This window comes from Streptomyces sp. NBC_00582 (assembly GCF_036345155.1).
GTDB lineage: Bacteria > Actinomycetota > Actinomycetes > Streptomycetales > Streptomycetaceae > Streptomyces.
In genome coordinates this window covers 5,307,481-5,332,122 of record NZ_CP107772.1, presented here as the reverse complement: position 1 = coordinate 5,332,122, position 24,642 = coordinate 5,307,481, and the positions used below count along the sequence as shown (strand labels likewise).

Sequence of the window (24,642 nt, the reverse complement as noted above, 5' to 3'; positions counted from 1 at the left end):
TCGTCTCAGAACAGTCCCTTGAAGCCGGCGTACCCTCCACCGATCTTGACGCGGCTGCCGTACGAACCCCTTCCGTTGCCCAGCTGGCGGTAGAGGTTGCCCGCGGAGTCCCGCGCGAGAAGGTCGGACCGCCCGTCACGGTTGAGATCGCCGACCCCGACGACCACGTTGTACGAGGACCCCCAGGCGGAGAAGATCTTCACCCGCGCGGAGAAGGTGCCGTTGCCCTTGCCGTAGTAGCGGTACAGGTTGTTCGACGTGTCCTGCGCGATCAGATCGCCGACGCCGTCGCCGTTGAGGTCCCCGGCACCGACGACCTTCTTGTACGTCTTCCAGTTGTCGTACAGCTTCACCCGGGACGACAGGGTCGCCGTGCTGGTGCCCTTGTACAGGTACACCGCGCCGGTGGAGGCGTTGCGGGCGATCAGGTCGGGCCGGCCGTCGTCGGTGACGTCACCCGGGTAGGTCAGGACGTCGTACTGCTTCCAGCCGGTGGTGGAGATCGTCTTGTACGTCGTCGACGGCTTCGGCGCGGTCCCGCAGGCCGGACGGTACGCGCGCAGGGCGTCGCCGACCCGGACGAGGACGTCGTTGCAGCGCTCGCCGTTGAGGTCGCCGAACGGCACGGCCTTGACGCCCGTCGACCAGCCGGCGGCGGACGCGCCCGTCTCGAGCTCGCCGGTGCCGTCGCCGAGGGCCCACTGGAGCCGGCCGGAGGAGTCGAGGTGGAGCAGATCGCCGAGGCCGTCCGTGGGGACGTCGTGACCGCCGAAGTCACGGAACGCCGGGCTGCCGCCGTTCACGGTGACGGTGCCGGTCCCGAGGCCCGACGCGGTGCCGGAGCCCCACTGGACGGCCTTCAGCGTCCACGTGTACCGGCCGTTGACGGCCACCGCGCCGGTGCTCGTCCGGCCGTTCCAGACGGGGGCGAGCGTCGTGCTGCCGGTGGCCGGGTCGGCGCTGCCGGTGAGCGTGCGCACCGTCCTGCCCGCGGTGTCGCTGAGGGTGAGCGTCCAGGAGGCGACCGGGGAGTTCGTCGTCCAGGCCGGTTTCCAGGCGGCGCTGGAGGAGGTGGTGCCCTTGAGCGGCACGGTGGCCGGGACGGACCTGTCGGTCACCGCGAGCGTGGGCCAGACGGTGCGGGAGGCGTTCACGTACGCGTAGGCCGACAGGCTGCTCGCCCGGCCCCACACGGCGGTGGCGTCGCCCGCCGAGTTCGCCGCGATCTCGCCGCGCACCGACGGAGAGCCGCCGCCCACCCGGCGGGCCGACGTCCACGCACCGTCGACGAGGGTGGCCTCGTAGAGGCTGGTCGCCGTCGTCTGGCCGGCGTCGAGCTCGGGCCACAGCACATGGACCGAGCCGTCGGGGGCGATGGCCGCGTCCGGGGAGTACTCGGCGTCGGCGGAGTTCAGGGTCCTCGACGCCGACCAGGTGCCGGCGGCGCTGTCGAAGGTGGTGGTGCGGACGTCGTTGGCGCCCGTGGCCCGGTCGTACCAGACGAGGGTGATGTCGCCGTCCGGCCCGACCAGCGGATCCGGGGTCCTGGCGGGGTCGCCGACGGCGGTCGCGGCGGTCTGCGGCGCGCTCCACGCGGAGGCCGCGTCGGTTCGCCGTACGGTCTGGAAGGTGCCGTCCAGGTCCTGCCACACCAGACGGACCGAGCCGTCGGCGCCGGAGGCCAGCGTGGGCAGCTCCCGGGAGGAGCCGACGAGCTGCGGGGTCGGCCAGGTGGAGGTGTCGAACGGCCGGGCGTTGCTCATCACCCGGTAGATCTCGCCGTACTTCATCCAGTACGACACGACGAGACCGCCCTGCGCGTCGTACGCGATCCGCGGCGCCGCGACCATCCCGTAACCGGTCGGGCCCGCGTAGGTGGCGGCGTTGCTGACCTGCGCCGGAGTGGACCAGGTGTTCTCTCCGGTCAAGGTGGCGACGTACGCCTCGCTCCTGCCGGAGGACCCCACCCGCTGGACCCACACGGCGGCGACCGTTCCGCCCGGCCCCACGGCGAGTTCGGGGTAGTCGAGGTCCCTGCTCTGGTCCGTCGCGATCACCGTGGGCTGCGACCAGGACGTCTGCCCGGCGCCCAGGGTCGCGGAGGCGACCTGTCGGAGGGTGGTCCACAACGCGACCACCGATCCGTCCGGCCGGACCTCGAGGCGCGCCCCCTCGCGGACGGTGTCACCGAGCTGGACCCTGCCGCCCCAGGTGTCGCTGTGCGCGGGGCGCACCGACGCGTAGAGGTCGCCGGAGGTCCCCTCCTCCCAGAGCGCCACGGCGGTGCCGTCCCCGGTGACGACGACGTCCTGGACGTCCGCCTTCACGGAGGCGAGGTACGCCGTGCTGCTCCACGGCGGCAGCGCGGTCGCCGCGGCGGCCGGTGCGGCCGGGAGCGCGGTGGCCGTGAGGACGAGCGAGACGGTGGCGAGCGCGGTGGCCGCGGCGCGACGGCGGCGCGGCAGCACGGATCTGGCCATGTGTGTGGTTCCCCTCCCCGTAGGGGCCGTTCGCCCCCCGACGGGCACCTTAGGCGGCATGTGAGCGAAGGGTGGAGGAGTCTGATCAAGTGGCGGACGAGGGTCCGGAAAAAATTCTCGGACGCGCGGCAACTCTTCACGTACCGGCGACCACTGACAGGGCGTAACCCCCGTTCCTCCCCGTAAGGATCCCCCGTGGCAGCTGCTACCCACCGCCGGTCCCTCCGCACCCGCCGCACCCTCGTCGTCTCCGCCGCCCTCGTCGCGGCCGGTGTCGGCGCCGGTGCGATCGTGATGAGCGCGAACGCCGGGACCGTGGACCTGTACCACCAGACGCTCGCCGCGAAGGACGGCTGGGCCTCCTCCGGCACGGGCACCACCGGTGGCACCAAGGCCGACGCCGCGCACACCTTCACCGTCTCCACCCGCGCCCAGCTCGTGAAGGCGCTGGGCTCCGCGTCCGACACCACCCCCCGGATCATCAAGATCAAGGGCACCATCGACGCCAACACCGACGACTCGGGCAAGAAGCTGACCTGCTCCGACTACGCCTCGGGCACCGGCTACTCCCTCTCGGCGTACCTGAAGGCCTACGATCCCGCCACCTACGGCCGCTCCAAGCTCCCCTCCGGCACCCAGGAGAAGGCCCGCGCGGCCGCCCAGACCAAGCAGGCGAAGAACATCGTCTTCAGGGTGCCCGCCAACACCACGCTGGTGGGCGTCCCCGGCACCAACGCCGGCCTCACCGGCGGCATGCTGCAGATCCAGAACGTGGACAACGTCATCGTCCGCAACCTGGCCTTCTCCGCCACCGAGGACTGCTTCCCGCAGTGGGACCCGACCGACGGCGACGACGGCAACTGGAACTCCAACTACGACTCGGTGACCCTGCGCGGCGCCACCCATGTCTGGGCCGACCACAACAGCTTCACCGACACGCCCCACCTGGACGGCGCCAACCCCAAGTACTACGGCCGCGAGTACCAGATCCACGACGGCGAGCTCGACATCACCAAGAGCTCCGACCTCGTGACGGTCTCGCGCAACCAGTTCACCAGCCACGACAAGACGATGCTGGTCGGCAGCAGCGACAGCGAGCCGGGCGGCAAGCTGCGCGTCTCCATCCACCACAACGTGTGGAAGGGCATCGTCCAGCGCGCCCCGCTGACCCGCGTCGGCCAGGTGCACATCTACAACAACTACTACGACGTCACGACCCTCAACGGCTACGCGCCCCTGTACAGCATCAACTCCCGCGCCAAGGCCCAGGTCGTCGCCGAGGACAACTACTGGAAGGTCCCGTCGTCCGTGAAGGTCGCCAAGCTCCTCAGCGGCGACGGCACCGGCGCGATCAAGGGATCCGGCAACCTGGTCAACGGCACGGCGACCGACCTCGTCGCCGCCTACAACGCCGCGTCGTCCAAGGACCTCAAGACGACGGTCAACTGGACCCCGACCCTGACCGCGGGCCTGGAGTCCTCGGCGAAGAACCTCCCGACGTCCCTGCCGACGACGACGGGCGCGGGCGTCCTGAAGTAACCGGCTGCCCCAGACCTGCCCCGTTCGAGCGCCGCGGGGAAGCCGGCGGCGCGACCGGTGCAGCGGCACGGCACCGGGTGGAGGGACTCGGTGGCCGTGCGGAAGACGGTGGCCGGGCGGGAGCGGACCACGAGCCGCGTCCCGCCCGGCCACCTTCGCGTGTGCTACTTGGCGACGAACTGCGTGAGGATCGCCTGCACCTCGTAGATGTCCACGCCCTTGGTGAACGTCTTCTGGATCGGCATGGACGTCCCGGACACCCAGATCTTCAGCTCGGCGTCGAGGTCGAAGGTGCCGGCGGTCTCGACCGCGAAGTGCGTGATGCTGCGGTACGGGACGGAGTGGTACTCCACCTTCTTGCCGGTGATCCCCTGCTTGTCGACCAGCAGCAGCCGCCGGTCCGTGAACAGGATCGTGTCCCGGATCAGCAGGTACGCGGCATGCACCTGCTCACCCTGTCCCAGCAGCCGCGCGTAGTCCTGCTGGGCGATCGCCGAGTCGATCGTGTGCGCGTTCCCGAACAGCGCCATGGAGTACCCCCTTGGTGGATGTCGTAGTCGGAGACGCGGTGGAAAACAGAGGGGTTGCGCGTGCCCCATGAGGTCAGGCGAGCCGCACGACCTCGTTCTCAGGGGCCAGAAGCCAGCGGACGGTCCGAGATGCCTGTCGAGCAGCCCTCACCGCCGGTCGCCTTCAGTCCTCGCCACGCGCAGGCGCTGGAGGCGGTGGCGAAGGACCTGCGCGAGCGGCTGGGCCGGGAAGAACGGGCGGTCCTGCACGGGGTGGTGTGACCAAGTTGCACTGGGACGCCAGTCCCCGTGAGGCGACGGTCTACGGTTCCTTTCTCCACGAGGAGTCGCTGCGGCATATGGCGAGGAAGTCGGCGGGAGCGGTGCGGGCGGCTTCCTCGGCTCCGATCTGCACCGGGCTCAGGGACTGCCACTCCACGGCCTTCGCGAAGGCCGCGTCCTTCGTGGCCTGCATCTCCTCGTTCCAGCCAGGCGGCGACGCCGGGGGAAGTAAGGCGGGTGCGAGGGGCCCGGGGCGCTCGGTCCCCGGCCCCTCGGCCCCTCTACGCCGTGTCCTGCGGGGCGGGCTTCCCCCAGAGGGCCTTGGCACGGTCCACGCCGACCAGCCGGGTGCCGTCCAGGTCGGCGCCGATGAAGTTCGTGCCGGTGACGTCCGCCGCCGGGAGACCCTGGCGGTCGTCCCTGCCGAGGTCGGCGTTCGACAGATCCGCCCCCCTCAGATCCGCCTCCGACAGATCGGCGGCGGTCAGGTCCGCGTCGACGAGGTACACGCTGTCCCCTTCGTACACACCGATGGCCTTGGTGAGCCTGGCGCTCGTGAGGTCCGCGTCGACGAGATTCGTTCCGTCCAGCCAGGCCCCGGTGAGATCGGTCGAGGTGAGGTCGGCGTCGTAGAAGTTGCCGTCGCTCAGCTCGGCGCCCTCCATGCGGGCGTTGTTGAAGAGGGCATAGCTGAACTCGCCCTGCGTCAGGAAGGCACGGCTCAGATCGGCGCCCCGCAGGTCCGCGCCGGCGAACTGGGCCCCGGTGAGATCCGCACCCACCAGGAAGGTGTCGCGCAGGTCGATGTACGGGTCCGCTTCCACGTTCTGCAGCCGTGAACCCAGGGCGTCCAGGGCTGCCTGCACATCGGCGGCGGGGCGGGTCTTGGTGTTCTTGCGCAGGCGGTCGGCCGTCGCCTTCGCGGGCATCTTCGCGCGATTCCTTATGTAGCCGCTCAGTATCTTGACGATCGCCGGCTGCTCGCCCGGCGATTCGCGCATGATGCCCTGCAGGAGCAGGATGTTGCTGGTTCTGACATCGATCGAGTCGTCGCCCAGGCCGTCGACGGCCTCGCTGTACGTGGTGGCCACCTGGTCACGCCTGGTGAGGCCCAGGTTCTCGTCGGCCTGGCTGATCGTCACCGCCGTGAACGCGAGGGCCAGCAGGGCGGGGACGGTCGGCATCGCGGTGGCCACCCACATGTAGCGCTGCCAGCGGCCGGTGTCGGCCGCGGGGCCGGCGGCCGCCGCCGGGGCGGGGGCGGGTGGCGGGCCGGGAGACGGCACGGGAGCCATCTGGGCCGGGTCGAGCAGGGCGAACCAACGGGAGGCGTGCAGCCGGTCCTGAAGGGTGGCGAGCAACTCCACCAGGTCGGGCAGGGCCGTGGTCCCGTCGCTCAGGAACCGGCCGGTGGCCTCCTTCAACGCGTCGGTGACGCGTCGGGAGTGTTCCTCCAGGTCGGCACGGCGGTCCGTGTCGAGGGGAAGGCTCTCCCGGGCGAAGTCCAGCAGCCGGACGCGCAGTTCGGCGACCTTCTCATCGAGCACGGTCGCCTCCGGGCTCGGCAGGCGCAGGGCGTCCCGGGCGGCCGTGAGCGCGTCCAGGCAGGCGAGCAGGGGCGGCTCCTGGCGTGCCCAGACGGCGAAGCTCCGCAGCGCCGCCCGCCGCAGGAGCCACGCGGATCCGACGCACGCCAGGGCCATGCCGAACAGCAGCCCCCTCTCGGCACCGTGCCACCACGGCCAGGCATCCGCCTCGCACCCGGTCAGCAGGGACCAGGAGGCGCAGGCGTCGTCGCCCTGGACGTACCAGCCGTCGGTACCGAAAATCTGCGGGAGGTACGTGGAGGGGCCGTAGACGTCGACGAAGGGTCCTGCGACGTACTCGCCGACGACGATCCACGCCCCGAGCAGAGCGCCGGACAGCAGCAGCGCCAGCGGTACGGCGCCACACCACACCCGGCGCCCCACCACCAGCACGCGGGCCGAGCGGTCCGCCTCCGCCAACCGGTCCAGTTGCTCGTCGAACGGTGTCGTGGCGGCCGTGCCGTAGTAGCGGCGGAGCGCCCGTGCCCCGCGCAGTCGGGGGCGGAGGGCGTCCGCGCGCGGCCGGATCGCGCGGCGTGGGACCAGGCCGATACGGCGCCCCGTGTGCCGGTGCGGATCACCGAAGGCGGCCGCCCGCGCGACCAGCCGCCACCCCGGAATGATCAGGAGGAAGGTGACCGCCGCGCCCAAGCAGGCGCGCAGCCAGTCCCCCCAGGACGTGAAGTCCACCGTGCGTACGCCCCCCGTACCGTTGAACTGGTGTCGAGGGGAGTATGCCTGCGGGCTCGTCCTTTCGAACGCGCTTTCCGTGCGATTACGCGGTCGGTTCGCCGCCGAAGCGCTCCTTGTAGGCCGCCAGGTCGTCGTCCGTGAGCTTGGCGAAGAGGACCGGGGGGACGGTGAAGGGGGTGCCGGCGGGGACCGTGGTGAGGGCGCGGGCCTCGTCGGGGGTGACCCAGGTGGCCGTGTCGGAGGTGAGGGAGAACGCCTCGCGCATGGTCTTCGCCGTCGTCGGGATGAAGGGCTCCGAGACCACCGAGTAGAGGTGGATCAGGTTCATCGCCGTCCGCAGGGTGAGGGCCGCGCCGTCCTTGTCGGTCTTGATCTCCAGCCAGGGGGCCTTCTCCTCCAGGTAGGAGTTGCCCGCGGACCACAGGGCGCGCAGGGCGGCGGCCGCCTTGCGGAACTGGAGGGCCTCCATCTGCGCCTCGTACTCGGCGAGCAGGTCGGCGATCTGGTCGCCGAGGCGGGTCTCCGCCTCGCCGGGGGCGCTGCCCGCCGGGACCTCGTCGCCGAAGCGCTTCCGGGAGAAGGACAGGACGCGGTTGACGAAGTTGCCCAGGGTGTCGGCGAGGTCCTTGTTCACCGTGGCCGTGAAGTGCTCCCAGGTGAAGGACGAGTCGTCCGACTCGGGGGCGTTGGCGATGAGGAAGTAGCGCCAGTAGTCGGCCGGGAGGATGTCCAGGGCCTGGTCGGTGAAGACGCCCCGCTTCTGGCTCGTGGAGAACTTCCCGCCGTAGTACGTCAGCCAGTTGAAGGCCTTGACGTAGTCGACCTTCTTCCACGGCTCGCGCACGCCCAGCTCGGTGGCCGGGAACATCACCGTGTGGAAGGGGACGTTGTCCTTGGCCATGAACTCGGTGTAGCGGACGCTCGCGTCCGCCTCGTACCACCAGGACTTCCAGTCCCGGTTCTCCGGGTCGAGGTCCGACCACTCCTTCGTCGCGCCGATGTACTCGATCGGCGCGTCGAACCAGACGTAGAAGACCTTGCCCTCGGCGGCCAGCTCCGGCCAGGTGTCGGCCGGGACGGGGACGCCCCAGTCCAGGTCACGGGTGATGGCACGGTCGTGCAGGCCCTCGTTCAGCCACTTGCGGGCGATGGAGGAGGCGAGCTGCGGCCAGTCGCCCTCGTGCCGGGAGACCCACTCCTCGACCTCGTGCTGGAGCTTGGACTGGAGGAGGAAGAGGTGCTTGGTCTCACGGACCTCGAGGTCCGTGGAGCCGGAGATCGCCGAGCGGGGGTTGATCAGGTCGGTGGGGTCGAGCACCCGGGTGCAGTTCTCGCACTGGTCGCCGCGGGCCTTGTCGTAGCCGCAGTGGGGGCAGGTGCCCTCGACATAGCGGTCCGGGAGGAAACGGCCGTCGGCGGGGCTGTAGACCTGGCGGATCGCCCGCTCCTCGATGAAGCCGTTCTCGTTGAGGCGGCGGGCGAAGTGCTGGGTGATCTCGACGTTCTGGGGGCTGGAGCTGCGGCCGAAGTAGTCGAACGCCAGCGCGAAGCCGTCGTAGACCGCCTTCTGCGCGTCGTGGGCCTGGGCGCAGAACTCGGCGACCGGGATGCCCTGCTCCTTCGCGGCCAGCTCGGCGGGGGTGCCGTGCTCGTCCGTGGCGCAGATGTACAGGACGTCGTGGCCGCGCTGGCGGAGGTACCGGGAGTACACGTCCGCCGGGAGCATGGACCCCACCATGTTGCCCAGGTGCTTGATTCCGTTGATGTACGGAAGGGCGCTGGTGATGAGGTGTCGAGCCATCGGGGGCTGCTCCCAGGTCGGTTTGTTGCTGCTATTGCGAACCTTGAAATCGTAGCCGACATGTGTATGCCGCCCGCTTCCCGTTTTACGGGGTGAGAAGCGGGCGGCATACGGAGTGGTGCGGATCGGGCCGTGGTGCTACGGGCGCCAGTCGATGAGGACGCCGTCGTAGAGCTCCGCGTCGGTGAGCTCCAGGGGGGTCGGGCCCGCGTGGAAGAAGGCCGTGTTCCCGGTCTTCAGCTTGCGGAGGTAGTCGAAGGCCTTGTTGTCGTGCTCACCGAAGGCGACGAAGGAGAAGAACACCGAGGGGTGGCTCTTCGCGGCGTCGGTGAGGGACTGGGTGGCCGGGGTCTTGGCGTCCGGGGCGCCGTCCGTCTGGAAGACGACCAGGGCGGGGGTGCCGGGGGTGGCGTTCTCGTCGTAGTGGGCGAGTACGGCGGCGACGGCGGCGTGGTAGCTGGTACGGCCCATCCGGCCGAGGCCCGCGTGCGCCTCGTCGATCGCGTTCTCGGGGGAGGCGGGGGTGAGGTCGGTGGTGCCGTCGAGTTCGGTCGAGAAGAAGACGACGTGGACCGTGGGGGCGTCGGGGGTGAGGTGGGTGGCGAGGGCGAGCGTCTGGTCGGCGAGGGCCGCGGCGGAGCCGTCCTTGTAGTACGGGCGCATGCTCGCGGAGCGGTCGAGGACGAGGTACACGCTGGCCCGGGCGGCGGTGAGACCGGCCTTGGCGAGAGCGAGCCCGGCGGCGTCACCGGCCACGGGGGTGACGACGGCTTCGTCGTCGTCGCCGGCGGCGGTGGCCTCCGCGGCGGTGGCGGGCTCCGGGGTGTCCGTCTCGGTGGTGGCGGCGGGCTCGGGGGCGGCCGTCTCCTCCGGAACCTCTGCCTCCGCCGCTGCCTCCGGCTCGGCTTCGGCGGCAGCCTGAGCCTCCGGCTCGGGCTTCGCTTCGGCCTCGGGCTTCGGCTCGGCGTCCGCCTCTGCCTCCGGCTCGGGGGCGTCGGCGGTGGGGGCCGGGGTCTCGGCGTCGGGCTCGGCGGGGGCGTCGGTGGCCGCCTCGGCCTCGGCCTCCGGCTCGGCTACGGCTTCGACCTGGGCGTCCGCGTCGACCTTCGCCTCGGGAGTGTCGGTGGTGGGGGCCACGGTCCCGGTGGGCGTCTCGGTCTGGGCCTCCGGCTCGGCTACGGCTTCGACCTGGGCGTCCGCGTCGACCTTCGCCTCGGGAGTGTCGGTGGTGGGGGCCACGGTCCCGGTGGACGTCTCGGCCTGGGCCTCCGGCTCCGGAGCCGCCTCGGGCGTCTCGGTGTCCGTCCCTGCGGGAGCGTCCGTCGCCTCTGCCGGTGCCTGCGCGTCGGCGGCGGCCGCGGGCTCTTCCTCGGCCGGGGTCTCCGCGGTGGTCGCGGCGTCCGTGGCCTCGGCCACCGGCTCCTCGGGGGACGCTTCCGTCGGCGCCTCGGCGGTGTCGGCGTCCGCCGACTCCACCACAGCGGCCTCAGGCTCGCCCTCGGTCTCCGCGTCAGCCTCCGGCTTGCCCTCGGAGAGGTCGTCGTCGTTGGCCTCAGGGGCGGCGTCGGCCTCCTCGGTGGTTTCGGTGTCCGCCGACTCCACAGCGGCAGCCTCCGCCACCGGCTCTTCGGCCTCGGCCTCGGGCTCCGCCTCCGTGGCGGCGGCCCCGGCGTCAGCCACCTCCGCCTTCGGCTCCTCGGTCTCCGCGTCAGCCTCCGGCTTGCCCTCGGAGAGGTCGTCGCCGTTGGCCTCAGGGGCGGCGTCGGCCTCCTCGATGGTTTCGGTGTCCTCCGACGCCACCGCGGCGGCCTCCGCCACCGGCTCTTCGGCCTCGGCCTCGGGCTCCGCCTCCGTGGCGGCGGCCCCGGCGTCAGCTACCTCCGCCCCCGCCCCCGCCTCGGCCGACGGCTCAGCCTCGGCCTCGCCCTCGACGTTCGCTTCGCCGGAAGACTTCTCGTCAGCCTCGGCCTCGGCCTCGCTCGCGCCCCCGACCTCGGGCTCCGCCCCGGAGGACGGCTTCTCCTCAGCCGAAGGCGTCGTCTCGGACGGAGCCGTCTCCGACCCCCCGGTCTCCCCCGAGCGGGTCGGTCGAGGCACCGTGACGTTGTCGAAGGCCGCCGAGACGAGTTCGTGCTCCGAGTCGGTTGCCGGGCGGGGCTCGGGGATCGTGGCGACCGCCGGGGCCGGGGCAGGGCTGGACTCCGGGGCGGGGGCAGGGGGGGACGCCGGTTCCTCGGCCCGCCCCTCCTCCCGGGAAGAAGCGGGTTCCTGCGAGGGAACCTGTTCCGCACCCTCCGCCTCGGCGGTACGCCCCTTGCGTGAGCGGCCGAATGCGTTCCGAAGGCGAGTGAGAATGCCCATGCGCGCAACCCTTCGCGTGAGTTGAAGCCCGTCAATCCCTGGCCAGGACGGACACGTAAGGTTAGCGGCCCGAAGTGGCGATCTTGGGCAGGGGTGAGTGAGGGGAAGCGGGGTGTGTCAACACCGCCTCCCGGCCATCCGTCGGCCCGCCCCAACTCCCCCGACGCCACCGGGGATTCACCACCCGTTCACCCCGCCGCCGCGCCTGCGCACATACGTGCCCCTACCGTCACGCTCACACCAAGGGCACGCAAGGGGAGAGTAAAGGTGCGCAAGCTGCTGCCGCTGATCGGAACGCCGTCCCAGTCCCACCCCGGTGGACGTTCCGCCATGACCTGCCGTTTCCGGTGTGGTGACGCCTGTTTCCACGAGGTGCCCAACACCAGCGCCAACGAGTACGTCGGTGACGTCATCGCCCGGGCCCTGAGCCGCCGCGGCATGATGCGCGCCGCCGCCGTCGTGACCGTCGCCGCCACCGCGGGAGCGGCCGGCGCGCTGCCCGCCGCCGCCGCGCCCGCGCAGGCCGCCGAGAAGAAGAAACCGGCCACCGGCGCCCGTGGCCTCCGCTTCACGCCGGTCCCGCCGAACACCGCCGACGCCGTCACCGTCCCGGACGGGTACCGGCAGAACGTCGTGATCCGCTGGGGCGAGCCCATCCTGCGCGGCGCGCCCGCCTTCGACCCGGAGAACCAGACGGCGGCGGCGCAGGCCGGCCAGTTCGGCTACAACAACGACTTCCTCGCCCTGCTGCCCCTCCCGGGCGAGCACCGGCGGCAGCTTCTCGTGGCCAACCACGAGTACACGGATGAAGTGCTCATGTTCCGGGGGTACGACGCCGCCAACCCGACCCGGCAGCAGGTGGAGGTCGCCTGGGCCGCGCACGGCCTCGCCGCCGTCGTCGTGGAGGAGGACCGGAGGACGGGGGCGCTCACGGCCGTGTCCCGGCACCCGCTGAACCGGCGCGTCACCGCCACGACCGAGTTCCGGCTCACGGGGCCCGCCGCCGGGTCCGACCTGCTGAAGACCTCCGTCGACCCGACCGGCACCAAGGTCCTCGGCACCCTCAACAACTGCTCGGGCGGCACCACCCCATGGGGGACGACCCTGCACGGCGAGGAGAACTTCAACCAGTACTTCGCCCACTCCTCCCGCGCCACCGACAAGCGGTACGGCATCGGCACCGGCGCCACCGAGCGCAAGTGGGAGCGGTTCGACAAGCGGTTCGACGTCGCCCAGGAGCCGAACGAGGTGCATCGGTTCGGGTATGTCGTGGAGTTCGATCCGTACGACCCGACCTCCACGCCGCGCAAGCGCACCGCCCTCGGGCGGTTCAAGCACGAGGCCGCGACCGTGCGGCTCACCGAGGACGGGCGGCCGGTCGTCTACTCCGGTGACGACGAGCGCTTCGACTACTTCTACAAGTTCGTCGGCAGCAAGCGCATGAAGAAGGGGTCGAGCAGGGCCGTGCGCGAGCACAACCTGTCGCTGCTCGACGAGGGCACCCTGTACGTCGCCAAGCTCACCGGCGACTCCCCGGCCATCGAGATCGACGGCACGGGCCGGCTCCCCGCCGACGGCGAGTTCGACGGCAGCGGCGAGTGGATCCCGCTGGCCACCGCCACCGCGAAGGGCGCCGTCTCGCACGTCGAGGGGATGAGCGCGGAGGAGGTCTTCGTCTTCACGCGGCTCGCCGGCGACAAGGTGGGCGCCACGAAGATGGACCGTCCCGAGGACATCCAGCCCTCGCCGGTCTCCGGCAAGGTGTACGTCGCCCTCACCAACAACTCCAACCGCGGTGTCGGCGCGAACGCCAAGGCCGACGAGGCCAACCCGCGCAACGCCAACAAGCACGGGCACATCCTGGAGCTGACCGAGCGCCGGAACCGCCCGGAGAGCACCTCGTTCGCCTGGTCGCTGTTCCTCGTCGCGGGTGACCCCGACGACCCCGCGACCTACTTCGCCGGGTTCCCCAAGGACGACGTCAGCCCGATCTCCTGCCCGGACAACGTGGCCTTCGACCCGCACGGCAACCTGTGGATCTCCACCGACGGCAACCAGCTCGGCTCCCACGACGGCCTCTTCGGCGTGGCCACGCGTGGTGCGCGGCGCGGTGAGCTCAAGCAGTTCCTGACGGTGCCGACCGGTGCGGAGACCTGCGGTCCCGTCATCCAGGACCGGCGCGTCCTGGTCGCCGTGCAGCACCCGGGCGAGATCGACGGGGCGTCCGTCGAGAAGCCGGCCAGCACCTGGCCCGACGGGCCCGGGAAGATCGTCCGTCCGGCGGTCGTGGCGGTGTGGCGCGCGGACGGCTGCGACATCGGCGCCTGATCAGCCCGAGGGTGAGGTGATCGCCCTCGCCGCGGCGACCTCCTGGCGCAACGGTTCCAGGACGCTGTCCGCCGGGCCGGTGAGGTCGGTGCGGACGGGATAGAGGGTCTCGGTGTCCCGTAGCCCCCGCGCCAGTTCCCGCAGCTGGAGCGTGACCTGGGCGAGTTCCGGCCCCGACGGCGGTTCGGCTCCGTGTTTCACACGGACCCGGGCCGCCGTCGTCGCGTCCACGATCCGTTCCACCGCGACGACCAGCGGCCACCAGGCGGCGGCCCGGCTGCCGGTGGGCGGCGGCTCGGTCAGGGCCCGCTGGAACTCCGTACGGACGACGGACAGATCGCGGTAGAGCCGGCGGCGCATCCGGGCGCGGGCGGCCGGGTCGACGTCCGGGCCGAAGGCCGCGTCGACGTACCGCGCGGTGTCCGCGACCGCGTCGGCCAGTTTGTCGCCCACCCGGGTGTGCCAGCTCTCCGGCCAGAGGAGGTAGCCGGCGACCAGCGCGATGCCGCAGCCGATCAGCGAGTCGACCAGGCGGGGGAGCAGCAGGCCGGTGCCCTGGTGGTTGAGGACGTCCGACAGGAGCAGGATCACCGGGGTGATCGCGGCCGTCTGGTAGCCGTAGCCGCGCGGGGTGAGGGCGGGGATGAGCGGCGCGAGGACCAGCATCACGGGTACGTCCCACCAGCCGCGCGGCACCTGGGAGAGGACCGCGGCCGCGACCACCAGGCCGGCGACCGTGCCGAGCGCGCGCAGTAGGGCCCGGGAGAACACCGAGCCGAAGTCGGGCTTGAGGACGAAGGTGATGGTCAGGGCCACCCAGTAGGAGCGGGGGACCGGGACGGTCGACACCAGCACCTGGGCCAGGCCGATGCACAGGGCGAGCCGCAGCCCGTACCGCCAGGAGGCGGCGGAGAGGGCGACGTTGCGGGCGGCCCGGGCGGTGCGGGTGCCGAGGCGGGCCGGGCGGCCCAGGCGGTCGTCCTCGGGTCCGTGGGGAGGGTCGATGCCGGGTGCGGTCACCACCTCGGCGGCGTGCCGGAGCGCGTGGTCGACGGCCCGGCCGGTCTCCGAGCCGGGCACGGGGAGTGTGAGGGCGAGGGGGCCGCTGAAGCCGGTCTCGATCGCCCGCGCCAGGTGGTGCACGGCCGCCGGGACCTCCGGCGGCAGCGGCCTGCCGTGGAGATGGGCGGCGGGTGCGGCCTCGACGACCGGGGTGATGGCGTTCAACTGGGCGAGCAGCCGGGCGAGTTCGGGGCTGCGGCCGTGGTGGCGGGCGCGCCGGGCGAGGACGAGGTCGTACGACTGGTTCAGCGACTGGGTGACGGTGTGGCGGGCGTCCTCGTACGCGCCCGGGACGGGGCTGCCGCAGGCGGCCAGCAGATCGGCGACCGTGCGGTAGGTGGCCGCGACGGCGGTGCGTTCCGGCACCCCGGAGCGCAGCGGCCAGGCCAGCAGGGCGAGGAGGAGGACGAGCAGTCCGCCGCCGGACATGAGCAGCGGAGCCAGCCACCACGCGCCGGGCATCGGCAGCCCGGCCCCGACGACGGAGTTCAGCAGGAGGAGCAGCCCGGAGACGGACGCCACCGCCCCGATCGTCGAGATCATCCCGGAGACCAGGGCGACGCCGGTGACGGCGACGACGGCCAGCCACCCCTGGCCGTACACGGCCGCGCCGAGCGTGATGCCGACGGCGCCGAACAGCTGGGGGATCGCGATGTTGAGGATCCGCATGCGGTAGGCGTCGGCGGTGTCGCCGATGACGCCCGACAGGGCGCCCATCGACGCGAGGGCCCCGTACGCGGGCTGCCCCACCGCCAGGCCGATCGCGAGGGGGAGGGTCATGGCGACGGCGGCGCGGGCCACGGCGGCCCGGTTGACGGGGGCGGGCTGGGGCCGAAGGTTCCGCACCAGCCAGTCGGGAGGCGTGAGGCCGATGGGGAACTCGCGGGACATGGGCTCATTATGGGCACGGCCGTGCGGGGGCATGAGGGCCGGTCTCGGCGGGGCATGAGGGCCGGTCTCGCGGGTGCCTCAAGGCCGGTCTCGCCGGTGCCTCAGGGCCGGTCTCGCCGGTGCCTCAAGGCCGGTCTCGGCGGTGCCTCAAGGCCGGTCGCGCGGGCCCGTCAGGGCCGGTGGAGGGTGAGATCCACGAGCAGGGCGCGGTGGTCGGTGCCGTCGAGGTGGAGGAAGCGGGCGCGGCGGGCGGAGAACTCCTTCGACACCAGCACATGGTCGATCTGCGCGCCGAACACGGGTGCCGTCCGGCTCGGCCAGCTCGGAGCGCGGCCGGCTCCGGCCGACCGGGCGGCGTCCCGCAGCCCCGTGTCCAGGACGCGGCGGAAGGCGGCGTGGTCCCGGGTGGCGTTGAAGTCCCCCGCGAGCACGAGCGGACCGCCCTCCCGCCGGGCGCGGGCGGCGAAGTCCCGCAGCCGCCCCAGTTCCCGCTTCCACAGCCCGATCTGCCGGGGCAGCGGTGGCTCGGGGTGCGCGAGCTGGAGCCGTACGGGATGCCCGTCGACCTCGGCCACGGCCCCCGGCATCCCCATGTTCCCGGCCACCCCCTCGACGGGCGTGAGCGGGAACCGGCTGAGGATCAGCGACCCCGCGGACCCCTCCCCCGGCACGGCGGCCCGGTACGGGTGCGAGGTCCCCAACTCCTCGCGCACCGCCGCCTGACAGGCCAAGGGGCACTCCTGCACGAACACGACGTCCGGCTTCTCCCGTCGCACCACCGGGATCAGCGAGCCGGTCGCCCACCCGAACTCGACGTTGGAGGTGAGCACCCGCACCTCCGCGACGGGCGTCCCCCCGGGCCCGTCCCCGCCCCCGTACGGCTGGAGGTACCAGGCCAGCAGCCCGAGCGCCACGCCTGCCCACACCGCCCCGGGCCACCACCGCGCGAGCACGGCGACCCCGGCCGCGCCGCCCGCAGGCACGAGCAGCCAGGGCAGAAACGCCAGGAGCTGCGGTACGGGGGTGACGGCGTCGGTGTCGAGGGCCCGGCACGCCACGACCCCGCTCACCCCGGCGAGCACCGCTCCCGCGCCCCGGGCGCCGAGGGCCCGCCACCTCGTCCCCGCGGCGAACAGGGGTGGGAACCGGTCGGGGAACAGGTCGGGCAACAGGTCGGGGAACAGGTCAGCCGAACTCCCGGACGACCTCGATGCGCCCGACGATGTGCGCGTTGAAGTCATCGAGCTCCTCCGCGGGTACCCACAGCTCCAGGATGGTCTCTCCCCCGGCCTGCCGCACCGGGTACCTCCGCAGGAACTCCGTGTCGACCTCGAACCGCGTGACGTATCCGCGGCCGGAGGCGGGCACGTTCCAGTCCCGGGCGATCCGCACCGCGTAGTCCTCGTTCAGCACCGGGTAGAAGATCGGCTGCTCGGGCAGCCGGGGCGGCCACGCCGTCCACCCGGACGCCTCCACGAGCGCCAGCTCCTCGGGCCCGGTGGGGCGCCAGAGAGTGGTCGTCCTGTTCGGCGTCGTGGCCTTCTTCGGCACGGTGTTCATGGACGGGCACGCTAGCCGGGCGGCCGGGCCCCCGGCCAAGGGATTACGCCGCGTCGATCCGGTCCAGGAAGGCCGCCAGGGCCCTGTTGAACTCCTCGGGGCGTTCCAGGTTCGGCAGGTGGGCCGCGCCCTCGACGACGTGCAGGACCGCGTCGGGGAGGGCCGCGTGCATCGCCCGCGCGTCCGTCACGGGGGTGTACGTGTCGTCGGCACCCACCACGACCAGGGCGGGGGCGGTGACGCGGGGCAGGAGGGGGCGGTAGTCGGGGCGTTCGGCCCGGCCGCGCAGGGCCGCCGCGGCGCCCTCGGGGGAGGTGCCGGTCATCATGCGGTGGACGTGCGCCTTGACGGGCGCGTCGGCGTAGGGGGCGACCATCCGCTCCAGGACCTCGTCGGCGTAACCGCGCAGGCCCTCGGCGAGGAGGCGGTCGGCCGTCTCGTTGCGGGCGAGCCGGCCGGCGGGCGTCTCGGGGTCGGGGAAGGTGTCGGCGAGCACCAGGCCCCGGACGCGGTCGGGGAACCGCCCGTAGCAGTCCAGCGCGATCTGGCCGCCCATCGACAGGCCCGCCAGCACGAACTCCTCCACCTTCAGCTCGTCCAGCAGCGCGGCGATGTCCTCGGTGAAGTCGGAGAGCAGGGTGGTGCCGGGGACGACCGGGGAGGCGCCGTAGCCGCGCAGATCGGGGGCGATCACCCGGCGGCTTGGGGCGAACGCCTCAATCTGCGGGGCCCACATCGTGCGGTCGAAGGGATGGCCGTGGACGAGGACGAGGGGCAGCCGCGGGGAATGGGCGTCACCTTTGTCCTCGTATGCGAGGAAGGGGGTCATGTCGGCGACCCTAGGAGGGCTCCACCGCTCGGTGCAATAAGATCTTTGCCCTCGGTGCAATCGCGAGGTGATCCAAGGGGGCAGGTCGGATGGGGGACTTCCGGGACATCGCCGACCGGATCGCCGGGGACATCGCCTCGGGACGGCTGCGGCCGGGCCAACAACTGCCCCCACAGCGGTGGTTCGCGCGCCGGCACCGCATCGCGCCGTCCACCGCGGGGCGGATCTACGGCGAACTCGTGCGGCGCGGACTGGTCGTGGGCGAGGTCGGGCGGGGCACCTTCGTCCGCGCCGCACCGGAGGCGGAGCAGGGGCGGGCCCTCACCGAACCCCGGACCCGGGGTGCCGGCGCCCCCGTCGATCTGGAGCTCAACTACCCCCTTGTCCCGGGCCAGTCCGAGCTGCTCGCACCCGCTCTCGCGCCCCTGCTGCGGCCCGATGTGCTGACGGAGGCCTCGCGGGCGGTCGCCGCCACCGGGACCGCCGCCGCCCGGGAGGCCGCCGCCCGGCTGCTCGCCCTGCCCGGCTGGCGGCCCGCACCCGACCGGTTCCTGTTCACCGGCAACGCCCGGCAGGCCATCGCCGCCGCCCTGGCCTCCCTTGTGCGGCCCGGCGGCCGGGTCGGGGTGGAGGAGCTGACGTATCCGCTGGTCAAGGAGATCGCCGGACGGCTCGGCGTGGTGCTGGTGCCGCTGGCCGGGGACGACGAGGGCGGGGTGCGGCCCGACGCGCTGCGCGCCGCCCATCGCGCCGCGCCCCTGTCCGCGCTCTACCTCCAGCCGACCCTGCACAACCCGACCTCGGCCACCACGACCGAGGCACGCAAGCACGAACTCGCCGTGACGGTCGGCGACTTGGGGGTTCCCGTGGTGGAGGACCGCATCTGGTCCTTCCTCCACCCCGACGCCGTCCCCTTCGCCGCCCACGCGCCCGCCCTCACCCATGTCGTCGACGGGCTGTCCAAACGGGTCGCGCCGGGGCTCACCGTCGGCTTCCTCGTCGTACCGCACGGGCGGGTGGAGGCCGTGGGGGCCGCCGTGCGGTCCGGCGGGTGGAGCGCGGGGCGGTTCGCGGTGGAGGCGGCCGTGCGGTGGGTGGAGGAGGGGATCGTCGAGCGGCTCGTCGAGGAGAAGAGGGCGGACGCGGCCCAACGGCAGGCGCTCCTCGCCGAGACGCTCGCGGGGTTCCGCGCACGAACCGACCCGCGCGCCTATTTCGCCTGGTGGGAGCTGCCCGCCCCGTGGCGCGCGGACACCTTCACGGCCGTCGCGGCCGCGCACGGCATCGCCGTCACCCCGGGCACCGCCTTCTCCGTGGACCCGCGCCGCACCCCGGACGCGGTCAGGCTCGGGCTCGCGTCGGCTCCGCAGGCGGAGTTGCGGCGGGCGCTGCGGACGCTCGCCGCAGTCGCAGCAGCCGGGCCGCCCGCCACTGACCGGTGAGCCAGGTCGCCCCGGCCACCGTCAGACCGAGCGCGAGCAGCAGCCAGGCGGCGGTGCGCAGGGTCGTGGTGAGGGCGTCGTAGACCGCGGCGGCGGCCGGCCGATGGGCCGGGTCGGGCAGGTCGGCGAGGGTGAGCCGGCGGCCGATGGCGACGGCGAGACCGAGGAACGCGCCGCCGAGCGCGGTGCCGAGAGCCGTCGCGGTGATCGCGCGGCGCCGGCAGGCGGCGACGGCGATACCGGCCGCGGCGAAGACGACGGCCGCCAACGGCAGCCAGAAACCGGCGACGTCGAGCACGTGATAGCCCTTCCGGAGGGTGGCGAGTTCAGCGGGCGGGAGCAGGGCCACCCGGGTGTGCTCGATCGGGATGCGCTCCGCGAACGGCACATGGTCGAGCGTCATCTGGTGCTTCAGCGAAGTCGTGACCGTCGCAAGGTCCACCGTGACGGGTGCGTCGTCGGGGCCGGCGCGGTCGTCGGTCAGCGCCCTCATCACGGCCGTGTGCGCGGCCTCGTTGCCCGCGTCCCACGCCGTGCGGTAGGCGCGGGTCGCGGTGAACGAGCGCACCGCGTCCCGCAGGAACAGCGGGCTCATCCCCGACTCGCGGGCCACCCCGTCGCCCACCGTGTCCGCGACGGCGTCCCGTACGGCGGGATCGGAGGCCAGCGGCGCCATCGCGGTGACATAGCTGCGGGTGTCCGTGAGGCCGTACGCCGCCCACGCCGCGAGCGCGCCGAACGGCACGAGCAGGCAGGACAGCGCGATCAGGACGGCCGAGAGGGCGGTCCGCAGGCTTCGGGACACCCTCCCAGGCAACGGTCCGGGGACGGCCTACGCCAGCGGGCCTGCGCCGTACGGGTGCCCCCTGGGCCGTGCGGACGACGCCGTACGGGTGCCCTTGGGAACGCAGGGATCCATGGGGCCTGTGGTGCCTCCGGTGGAGGGTTCACCCGAACGGGTGTTTCCTGGTTCTGGGGAGAAGGAGGCGGATCATGCGCACCACTCCGGCCCTGCGGACTCTGGCCGCGGCCCTGCTCACCGGTGGCACCCTCGCCGCGACCGCGGCGGGAACCTCGGCGGCGGCAGCCCCGCCGACCGGCGACAGCGGCGGACCCGTCGTGGGTACCGTCGTCTCCCGCACCGACCTGAACGTGCGACAGCAGCCCACCACGCACTCCGCCGTCGTCACCAGCCTCGAACCCGGCACCCACGACCTGGTGCAGTGCCGCGTCAAGGGGCAGAGCGTCAACGGCAACCCGTACTGGTACTGGCTCTACGACGCCCAGGGCTGGGCCAACGCCTCGTTCGTGGACGTCCGCGGCGCGCGCGTACCGGCCTGCGCCGACCCGTGCCCGCAGTGGAAGAACGGGGACTGGACCAACTGGGACGCCCCCTTCACCAACAGTTCGTCCAGCGTCTCGGGCTCCGGCTCGTTCAGCTTCTCGGGCTCCTGGAGCTTCAGCGTCTCCGGAACGTCACAGACCTCGTCGGGTGGCTGGGAGTGGATCCCGGTCGGCCGGTGAGTGGAGGGATGAGGGAAACACATGGGCCCCGGCGCGAACCGCCGGGGCCCATGTGCGGGTTGCGTTGCCCTACCGAATGCGGTGCCCCTCCGCGTCCTCGTGGGTGTAGTAGCGGTAGAACAGCACGGCGAACGTCGTCGCGCCGATCACCAGACCCAGCCACACGGACTGCAAAAGGCTCGCGTAGGTCTGCGCGATCAGGAAGCCGAACGCACAGCCCGAGAACACCGCCCACAGCACGGCGTGCAGTTCACGCATCATCCGCGGGGCCAGAGCCATCACGCCCCTCCACAGCACCGCGAACATGATCGCGCTCACGAAGCCGAGAAGGACGTTCCAGCCGGTGATGGGGCCGCCGTCGCGGTTGTTGGCCGCCACCCAGTAGCCGTAGACGAGTCCCAATGCCACCGGGACCGCCCACCGCGCGATCCGGTGGGTCTGTGCGCTGAAGATGTCCGGTGTCCTGGCCGGCCGGGCCGCGGTCCGCACCGGGGGTGCCGCATGAGCCATGAGAGCGCTCCTCTCTCTCCTCGCCCCCGCCTTCCAGAGCACACCTGGGCGCGGGCGGTGGCAAGTCGGATGCGTCGGGTACCCGTGCCGGGGGTCAGGATGCGGGCTGTGCCACCGCGTGTTTCGCTGACCTCATGGAGCGGGACACCCGCCCTGCCCGGGCCCGGCGCCGGGACGTCCTGCAACGTCATCAGTTGCTGCAGGTCCGGGGGCGCAGCGTCACCTGGCTGGTGCCGCTGGCGGTGCTCGTCGCCATCAGCCTCGCCGACTACAACTCCACCGGTGAGTTCCGGATCGTGTCGTGGTGCGTGTTCGTCTCCGCGATCGCCTCCGCCCTGTGCGGGGTGTGGACGACGGCCCTCTTCGCGGTCCTCGCCCTCGTCGTCTACGTCGTCAGCGACACCGCCTGGCCCAGCGAGTACCGGGAGGGCCCGGCCGACTTCGTGCTCGTCCTCGTCGGCGGGGTGCTGTCGGTGCTCGCCTCCTCGGTCCGGGTGCGCGGCGAGCGGCGGATGCTGCACATGATGGACATCGCGGAGACGACCCGGCGCACGGTGCTGCGCCCGCTGCCGCCGCTCTTCGGGGGCCTGGACCACGCGGCCGTGTATCTCGCCGCCGACGCCGACGCCCGCGTGGGCGGCGACTTCTACGACATCCAGCCCGGCCCGCACGGCACCCGGATCCTCCTCGGGGACGTCCAGGGCAAGGGACTGGGCGCGGTGGAGGCGGCGGCCGCGCTGCTCGGCACGTTCCGTGAGGCGGCGTACCACGAGGCGGACCTGGCGGTGGTCGCCGCGCGCCTGGAGACCCGGATGCTGCGGCACCGGCTGCACACGGCGGCGCTGGGCCGGGAGGAGGGGGACCGGTTCGCCACGGCCGTCCTCATCGGGTTTCCCGCGCGGGAACGCGGGGTGGTCGAGGTGGTCGGCTTCGGCCATGAGCCGCCGCTCGTGGTGAGCGGGGCGGGGGTGCGACCGCTGGCGTGCGGGGACGGGCTGCCGCTGGGCCTCGGGGACCTCGCGGGCGCGGGCCGGCGGACGGTCGGGGCGGGCGGCGCGGCGGTGCTGCGGGTGGCGGTCGCCGCAGGGGAGACCTTGCTGCTGGTCACGGACGGGGTGACGGAGGCGCGGGACGTCGGCGGGGAGTTCTATCCGCTGGCCGACGAGGTCACCGCGGCGGTACGGCGGGACGCGCGCACGGCCCGGCCCGGGCCTCTGGTGGCCTTCGTCCGGGAGCGCACGCTGCGGCACTGCGGGGGACGGCTCGCGGACGACACCACGATCTTCGCGGTGCGCAGGGCGACGCCGGGCGACGAAGGCCCCGTTGGGGGACGTTTGTCCGCCTGAGGCAGACCTTTGCAGCAGCAGCGGTTACGGTGCTGAGGTACTGATCGACAGGGGGAGGGACCAATGCCCGGAACCGTGCTGCTGCTCGCGGCGTCGCCCGTGGGCAAGGGGTGTCTGGTGGACGCGGCGTCCGTCCTCCCCGTGCTCGCGGCCGTGCCGCCCGCCGTGCTGGCCGGCACCGACACCGCCAACGTCGTCGAGCTGGCCGATCCGCTGGAGCCGCAGGCCGTGCTGACCCGGCTGCGGGCCGCCGCGGCGGCGCCCGGGCCGCTGACCGTGTTCGTCACCGGGCAGCTCCAGCTCGACCGGCGTCAGCACCTGCCGCATCTCGCCCTCGCGCGGACGACACCGTCCACCGTGCGGTACACCGGGTTCCCCTGGCACTGGTTCCGGGAGGAGCTGCGGTTGCGGGCGGCGGGGACGACGACCGTGGTGCTCGATCTGCACGCCGACGCCGAGACGTGGGGGTGGCTGCGGGGGCACGCGCTGGAGTGCGGGCCGACGGCCGCGGTCTACGGGAGGGTCGCGCCGCCGCCGGGACGGCGGACGGTGGCCTCACCGACGTACATGAAGGCGGTCGCGACGATACTGCGCAGCGGGGGCCGTCCGGCGGTCGAGCAGTTGCATCAGACGGCGTTGGCCCGGATCGCGGGGGAGGGGGAGGTGGGGGATCTCGTCCTGGGCCCCGTTCCTGCGCTGCCCGTTCCCGCGCAGCCCGTTCCCGGGGGCTACCGCCCCCAGACCCCCGTTCCGGTCCTGAACGGGCCTCGTCGTCACACTCCCGCAGAGGGGGGACTCCCAGACGGGCTGGACGTCGTCCCCCCGCCCGCAGAAGTCACCGGATCCGACCCGCACGCCGCCATCTCCACCGCCGTCCAGGCCGGGCGGCACGCCGATGCCGACGCGCTGGCCGCGCGGTGGGAGCGGGCGGCAGCCGTCTCGCACGGGGCGGGGTCGGAGGAGGCGTTGCACTGGGCCGAGGTGCGGGCCGATCTGGCGATGTTCGCGGGGGACGCCGAGCGCAGCTGCCGCACCTGGATGGCGGTCGCCGCCGCCCGGCTCACCGCCGGGCAGGCGGCCGACGCGCCCGCCGTCGAGGCGGCCGTGGACCGGGCGCACCACCAGTGGGGCCGGATAGCCGACTCGGCCCGCGCCCGCGCCCTCGGCCCCGCCCTCGCCGACCTGCGCACCCGCGTCCCGGGCCGCCGCGAGGGCGCCCTGGACCACGTCCAGCGCCAGCTCCAGCAGCTGCAGCTCCAGTCCTGACGCGGGGTGCTGCGCCTGCCCGCCGGGCCCGTCCCGCACGCAGATGTGCGCGGTCACCCGTGCCGGGTCCAGGTCGTAGGGGTGGAGGGGGACATGGAGGCCGGTCGTGTGGAGGGTCGTGCCGTCGGCGGTGAAGGCGAGGGAGGTGAGGGGTTCGCCGGCCGTCGGGAGAGGGCCGCCCGGGCCGCTGGGTGGTCGTGTCCCAGAGCTGGAGGGTGCCCCCGTCGCCGCCGACGGCGCGGGTGTGGCCGTCGGGGCCGAGGGCGAGGGCGCTGACCGCTTCGGGGGCGTTGTCGCCGAGGGCGGCGGGGAAGACGTTGCGCAGGACGGCCGCGCAGCGGGCGGCTGCCCTGACGAGAGAGGAGTGGCGGACCTACGTCCCGGACGTGCCGTACCGAAGGACATGCGGGACTTTCGAAACACCCCCTAGCGGCCCCCGGGCTGTTCCTGGGCCGTCGGGGGGGTGGGGGTCGCTCTGGCAGGGACGGCGTTGGCGGCGGTGATCAGGGTGGCGGCGGCCAGGACCGCGGCGGCGAGGGCCCTGACGTAGCGGTGTCCGGGGTGGGGGGATGTGGGTCCGGGCACGGCAACCTCACAACATCGGCGGACTACGGCTGACGACACTCATGTGTT

General features: G+C 72.9%; 20 protein-coding genes. 7 read left to right on the top strand and 13 right to left on the bottom strand.

The features are described from left to right. Positions 1–5: 5 nt before the first annotated feature. Positions 6–2,480, bottom strand: a complete 2,475-nt coding sequence (locus OG852_RS23760; RefSeq protein WP_330348900.1) for an FG-GAP-like repeat-containing protein — start codon at positions 2,478–2,480, stop codon at positions 6–8. Between the two features lie 195 nt (positions 2,481–2,675). Between OG852_RS23760 and OG852_RS23755 the strand changes: the two genes are divergently transcribed. Then, positions 2,676–4,019, top strand: coding sequence for a pectate lyase family protein (locus tag OG852_RS23755; RefSeq protein ID WP_133910966.1), 1,344 nt, complete (start codon positions 2,676–2,678; stop codon positions 4,017–4,019). 164 nt (positions 4,020–4,183) lie between these two features. Here the strand turns inward: OG852_RS23755 and OG852_RS23750 are convergent, their stop codons facing one another. After that, entirely contained in the window at positions 4,184–4,549 is a 366-nt protein-coding gene (locus OG852_RS23750; protein WP_133910965.1) for a PH domain-containing protein, read from the bottom strand. 129 nt (positions 4,550–4,678) lie between these two features. Here OG852_RS23750 and OG852_RS23745 point away from each other — a divergent pair, with 129 nt between their 5' ends. After that, positions 4,679–4,810: a hypothetical protein gene (locus OG852_RS23745; protein ID WP_330348899.1), complete on the top strand. Its 132-nt coding sequence runs from the start codon at positions 4,679–4,681 to the stop codon at positions 4,808–4,810. A 40-nt stretch (positions 4,811–4,850) separates the two neighbouring features. On the opposite strand, the gene OG852_RS23740 is transcribed toward OG852_RS23745, so the two are convergent. From OG852_RS23740 to OG852_RS23725, 4 genes are all read right to left on the bottom strand, one after another. Next, entirely contained in the window at positions 4,851–5,003 is a 153-nt protein-coding gene (locus OG852_RS23740) for a hypothetical protein (RefSeq protein ID WP_166663416.1), read from the bottom strand. 88 nt (positions 5,004–5,091) lie between these two features. Next, positions 5,092–7,086 carry a pentapeptide repeat-containing protein gene (locus OG852_RS23735; protein ID WP_330348898.1) on the bottom strand — a complete coding sequence of 665 codons (1,995 nt, stop codon included), beginning with the start codon at positions 7,084–7,086 and terminating at the stop codon, positions 5,092–5,094. Positions 7,087–7,171: 85 nt separating this feature from the next. After that, complete coding sequence (metG, locus tag OG852_RS23730) at positions 7,172–8,890, bottom strand: methionine--tRNA ligase (protein ID WP_133910963.1); 1,719 nt, start codon at positions 8,888–8,890, stop codon at positions 7,172–7,174. Positions 8,891–9,028: 138 nt separating this feature from the next. Next, on the bottom strand, positions 9,029–11,251 hold the full coding sequence (locus tag OG852_RS23725; protein WP_330348897.1) for a VWA domain-containing protein: 2,223 nt from the start codon (positions 11,249–11,251) through the stop codon (positions 9,029–9,031). A 267-nt stretch (positions 11,252–11,518) separates the two neighbouring features. Between OG852_RS23725 and OG852_RS23720 the strand changes: the two genes are divergently transcribed. Next, positions 11,519–13,579, top strand: coding sequence for a PhoX family protein (locus OG852_RS23720; protein WP_133910961.1), 2,061 nt, complete (start codon positions 11,519–11,521; stop codon positions 13,577–13,579). On the opposite strand, the gene OG852_RS23715 is transcribed toward OG852_RS23720, so the two are convergent. From OG852_RS23715 to OG852_RS23700, 4 genes are all read right to left on the bottom strand, one after another. Then, the gene (locus OG852_RS23715; RefSeq protein WP_330348896.1) at positions 13,580–15,532 is read right to left on the bottom strand and encodes an FUSC family protein; all 1,953 of its coding nucleotides are present in this window, start codon (positions 15,530–15,532) and stop codon (positions 13,580–13,582) included. Between the two features lie 170 nt (positions 15,533–15,702). Then, positions 15,703–16,668, bottom strand: a complete 966-nt coding sequence (locus OG852_RS23710; protein WP_330351483.1) for an endonuclease/exonuclease/phosphatase family protein — start codon at positions 16,666–16,668, stop codon at positions 15,703–15,705. 49 nt (positions 16,669–16,717) lie between these two features. Beyond that, positions 16,718–17,092, bottom strand: coding sequence for an ADP-ribosylation/crystallin J1 (locus OG852_RS23705; protein ID WP_133910958.1), 375 nt, complete (start codon positions 17,090–17,092; stop codon positions 16,718–16,720). A 43-nt stretch (positions 17,093–17,135) separates the two neighbouring features. Next, positions 17,136–17,921, bottom strand: a complete 786-nt coding sequence (locus tag OG852_RS23700; RefSeq protein WP_133910957.1) for an alpha/beta fold hydrolase — start codon at positions 17,919–17,921, stop codon at positions 17,136–17,138. Between the two features lie 89 nt (positions 17,922–18,010). Here OG852_RS23700 and OG852_RS23695 point away from each other — a divergent pair, with 89 nt between their 5' ends. Then, positions 18,011–19,363 (top strand): aminotransferase-like domain-containing protein, encoded by a 1,353-nt coding sequence (locus OG852_RS23695; protein ID WP_330348895.1) that lies wholly within the window; start codon positions 18,011–18,013, stop codon positions 19,361–19,363. On the opposite strand, the gene OG852_RS23690 is transcribed toward OG852_RS23695, so the two are convergent. Then, complete coding sequence (locus OG852_RS23690; RefSeq protein ID WP_330348894.1) at positions 19,263–20,168, bottom strand: hypothetical protein; 906 nt, start codon at positions 20,166–20,168, stop codon at positions 19,263–19,265. The two genes, OG852_RS23695 and OG852_RS23690, sit on opposite strands and share 101 nt — an antisense overlap. Before the next feature lie 188 nt (positions 20,169–20,356). Here OG852_RS23690 and OG852_RS23685 point away from each other — a divergent pair, with 188 nt between their 5' ends. After that, positions 20,357–20,887 carry an SH3 domain-containing protein gene (locus OG852_RS23685; protein WP_133910954.1) on the top strand — a complete coding sequence of 177 codons (531 nt, stop codon included), beginning with the start codon at positions 20,357–20,359 and terminating at the stop codon, positions 20,885–20,887. Positions 20,888–20,956: 69 nt separating this feature from the next. Here the strand turns inward: OG852_RS23685 and OG852_RS23680 are convergent, their stop codons facing one another. Continuing rightward, positions 20,957–21,397, bottom strand: coding sequence for a hypothetical protein (locus OG852_RS23680; protein ID WP_133910953.1), 441 nt, complete (start codon positions 21,395–21,397; stop codon positions 20,957–20,959). Between the two features lie 134 nt (positions 21,398–21,531). Here OG852_RS23680 and OG852_RS23675 point away from each other — a divergent pair, with 134 nt between their 5' ends. Both OG852_RS23675 and OG852_RS23670 read left to right on the top strand, forming a co-directional pair. After that, complete coding sequence (locus OG852_RS23675) at positions 21,532–22,743, top strand: PP2C family protein-serine/threonine phosphatase (RefSeq protein ID WP_330348893.1); 1,212 nt, start codon at positions 21,532–21,534, stop codon at positions 22,741–22,743. Positions 22,744–22,806: 63 nt separating this feature from the next. Continuing rightward, positions 22,807–24,009, top strand: a complete 1,203-nt coding sequence (locus tag OG852_RS23670) for a hypothetical protein (RefSeq protein WP_330348892.1) — start codon at positions 22,807–22,809, stop codon at positions 24,007–24,009. A gap of 426 nt (positions 24,010–24,435) precedes the next feature. On the opposite strand, the gene OG852_RS23665 is transcribed toward OG852_RS23670, so the two are convergent. Next, positions 24,436–24,594 carry a hypothetical protein gene (locus OG852_RS23665; protein WP_166663442.1) on the bottom strand — a complete coding sequence of 53 codons (159 nt, stop codon included), beginning with the start codon at positions 24,592–24,594 and terminating at the stop codon, positions 24,436–24,438. Positions 24,595–24,642 lie beyond the last annotated feature (48 nt).

Coding starts and splice junctions, on each gene's coding strand:
- OG852_RS23760 (WP_330348900.1), bottom strand. CDS start 2,480: ATGGCCAGATCCGTGCTGCCGCGCCGCCGTCGCGCCGCGGCCACCGCG.
- OG852_RS23750 (WP_133910965.1), bottom strand. CDS start 4,549: ATGGCGCTGTTCGGGAACGCGCACACGATCGACTCGGCGATCGCCCAG.
- OG852_RS23745 (WP_330348899.1), top strand. CDS start 4,679: ATGCCTGTCGAGCAGCCCTCACCGCCGGTCGCCTTCAGTCCTCGCCAC.
- OG852_RS23740 (WP_166663416.1), bottom strand. CDS start 5,003: ATGCAGGCCACGAAGGACGCGGCCTTCGCGAAGGCCGTGGAGTGGCAG.
- metG (WP_133910963.1), bottom strand. CDS start 8,890: ATGGCTCGACACCTCATCACCAGCGCCCTTCCGTACATCAACGGAATC.
- OG852_RS23725 (WP_330348897.1), bottom strand. CDS start 11,251: ATGGGCATTCTCACTCGCCTTCGGAACGCATTCGGCCGCTCACGCAAG.
- OG852_RS23715 (WP_330348896.1), bottom strand. CDS start 15,532: ATGTCCCGCGAGTTCCCCATCGGCCTCACGCCTCCCGACTGGCTGGTG.
- OG852_RS23705 (WP_133910958.1), bottom strand. CDS start 17,092: ATGAACACCGTGCCGAAGAAGGCCACGACGCCGAACAGGACGACCACT.
- OG852_RS23700 (WP_133910957.1), bottom strand. CDS start 17,921: ATGACCCCCTTCCTCGCATACGAGGACAAAGGTGACGCCCATTCCCCG.
- OG852_RS23695 (WP_330348895.1), top strand. CDS start 18,011: ATGGGGGACTTCCGGGACATCGCCGACCGGATCGCCGGGGACATCGCC.
- OG852_RS23685 (WP_133910954.1), top strand. CDS start 20,357: ATGCGCACCACTCCGGCCCTGCGGACTCTGGCCGCGGCCCTGCTCACC.
- OG852_RS23680 (WP_133910953.1), bottom strand. CDS start 21,397: ATGGCTCATGCGGCACCCCCGGTGCGGACCGCGGCCCGGCCGGCCAGG.
- OG852_RS23675 (WP_330348893.1), top strand. CDS start 21,532: ATGGAGCGGGACACCCGCCCTGCCCGGGCCCGGCGCCGGGACGTCCTG.
- OG852_RS23670 (WP_330348892.1), top strand. CDS start 22,807: ATGCCCGGAACCGTGCTGCTGCTCGCGGCGTCGCCCGTGGGCAAGGGG.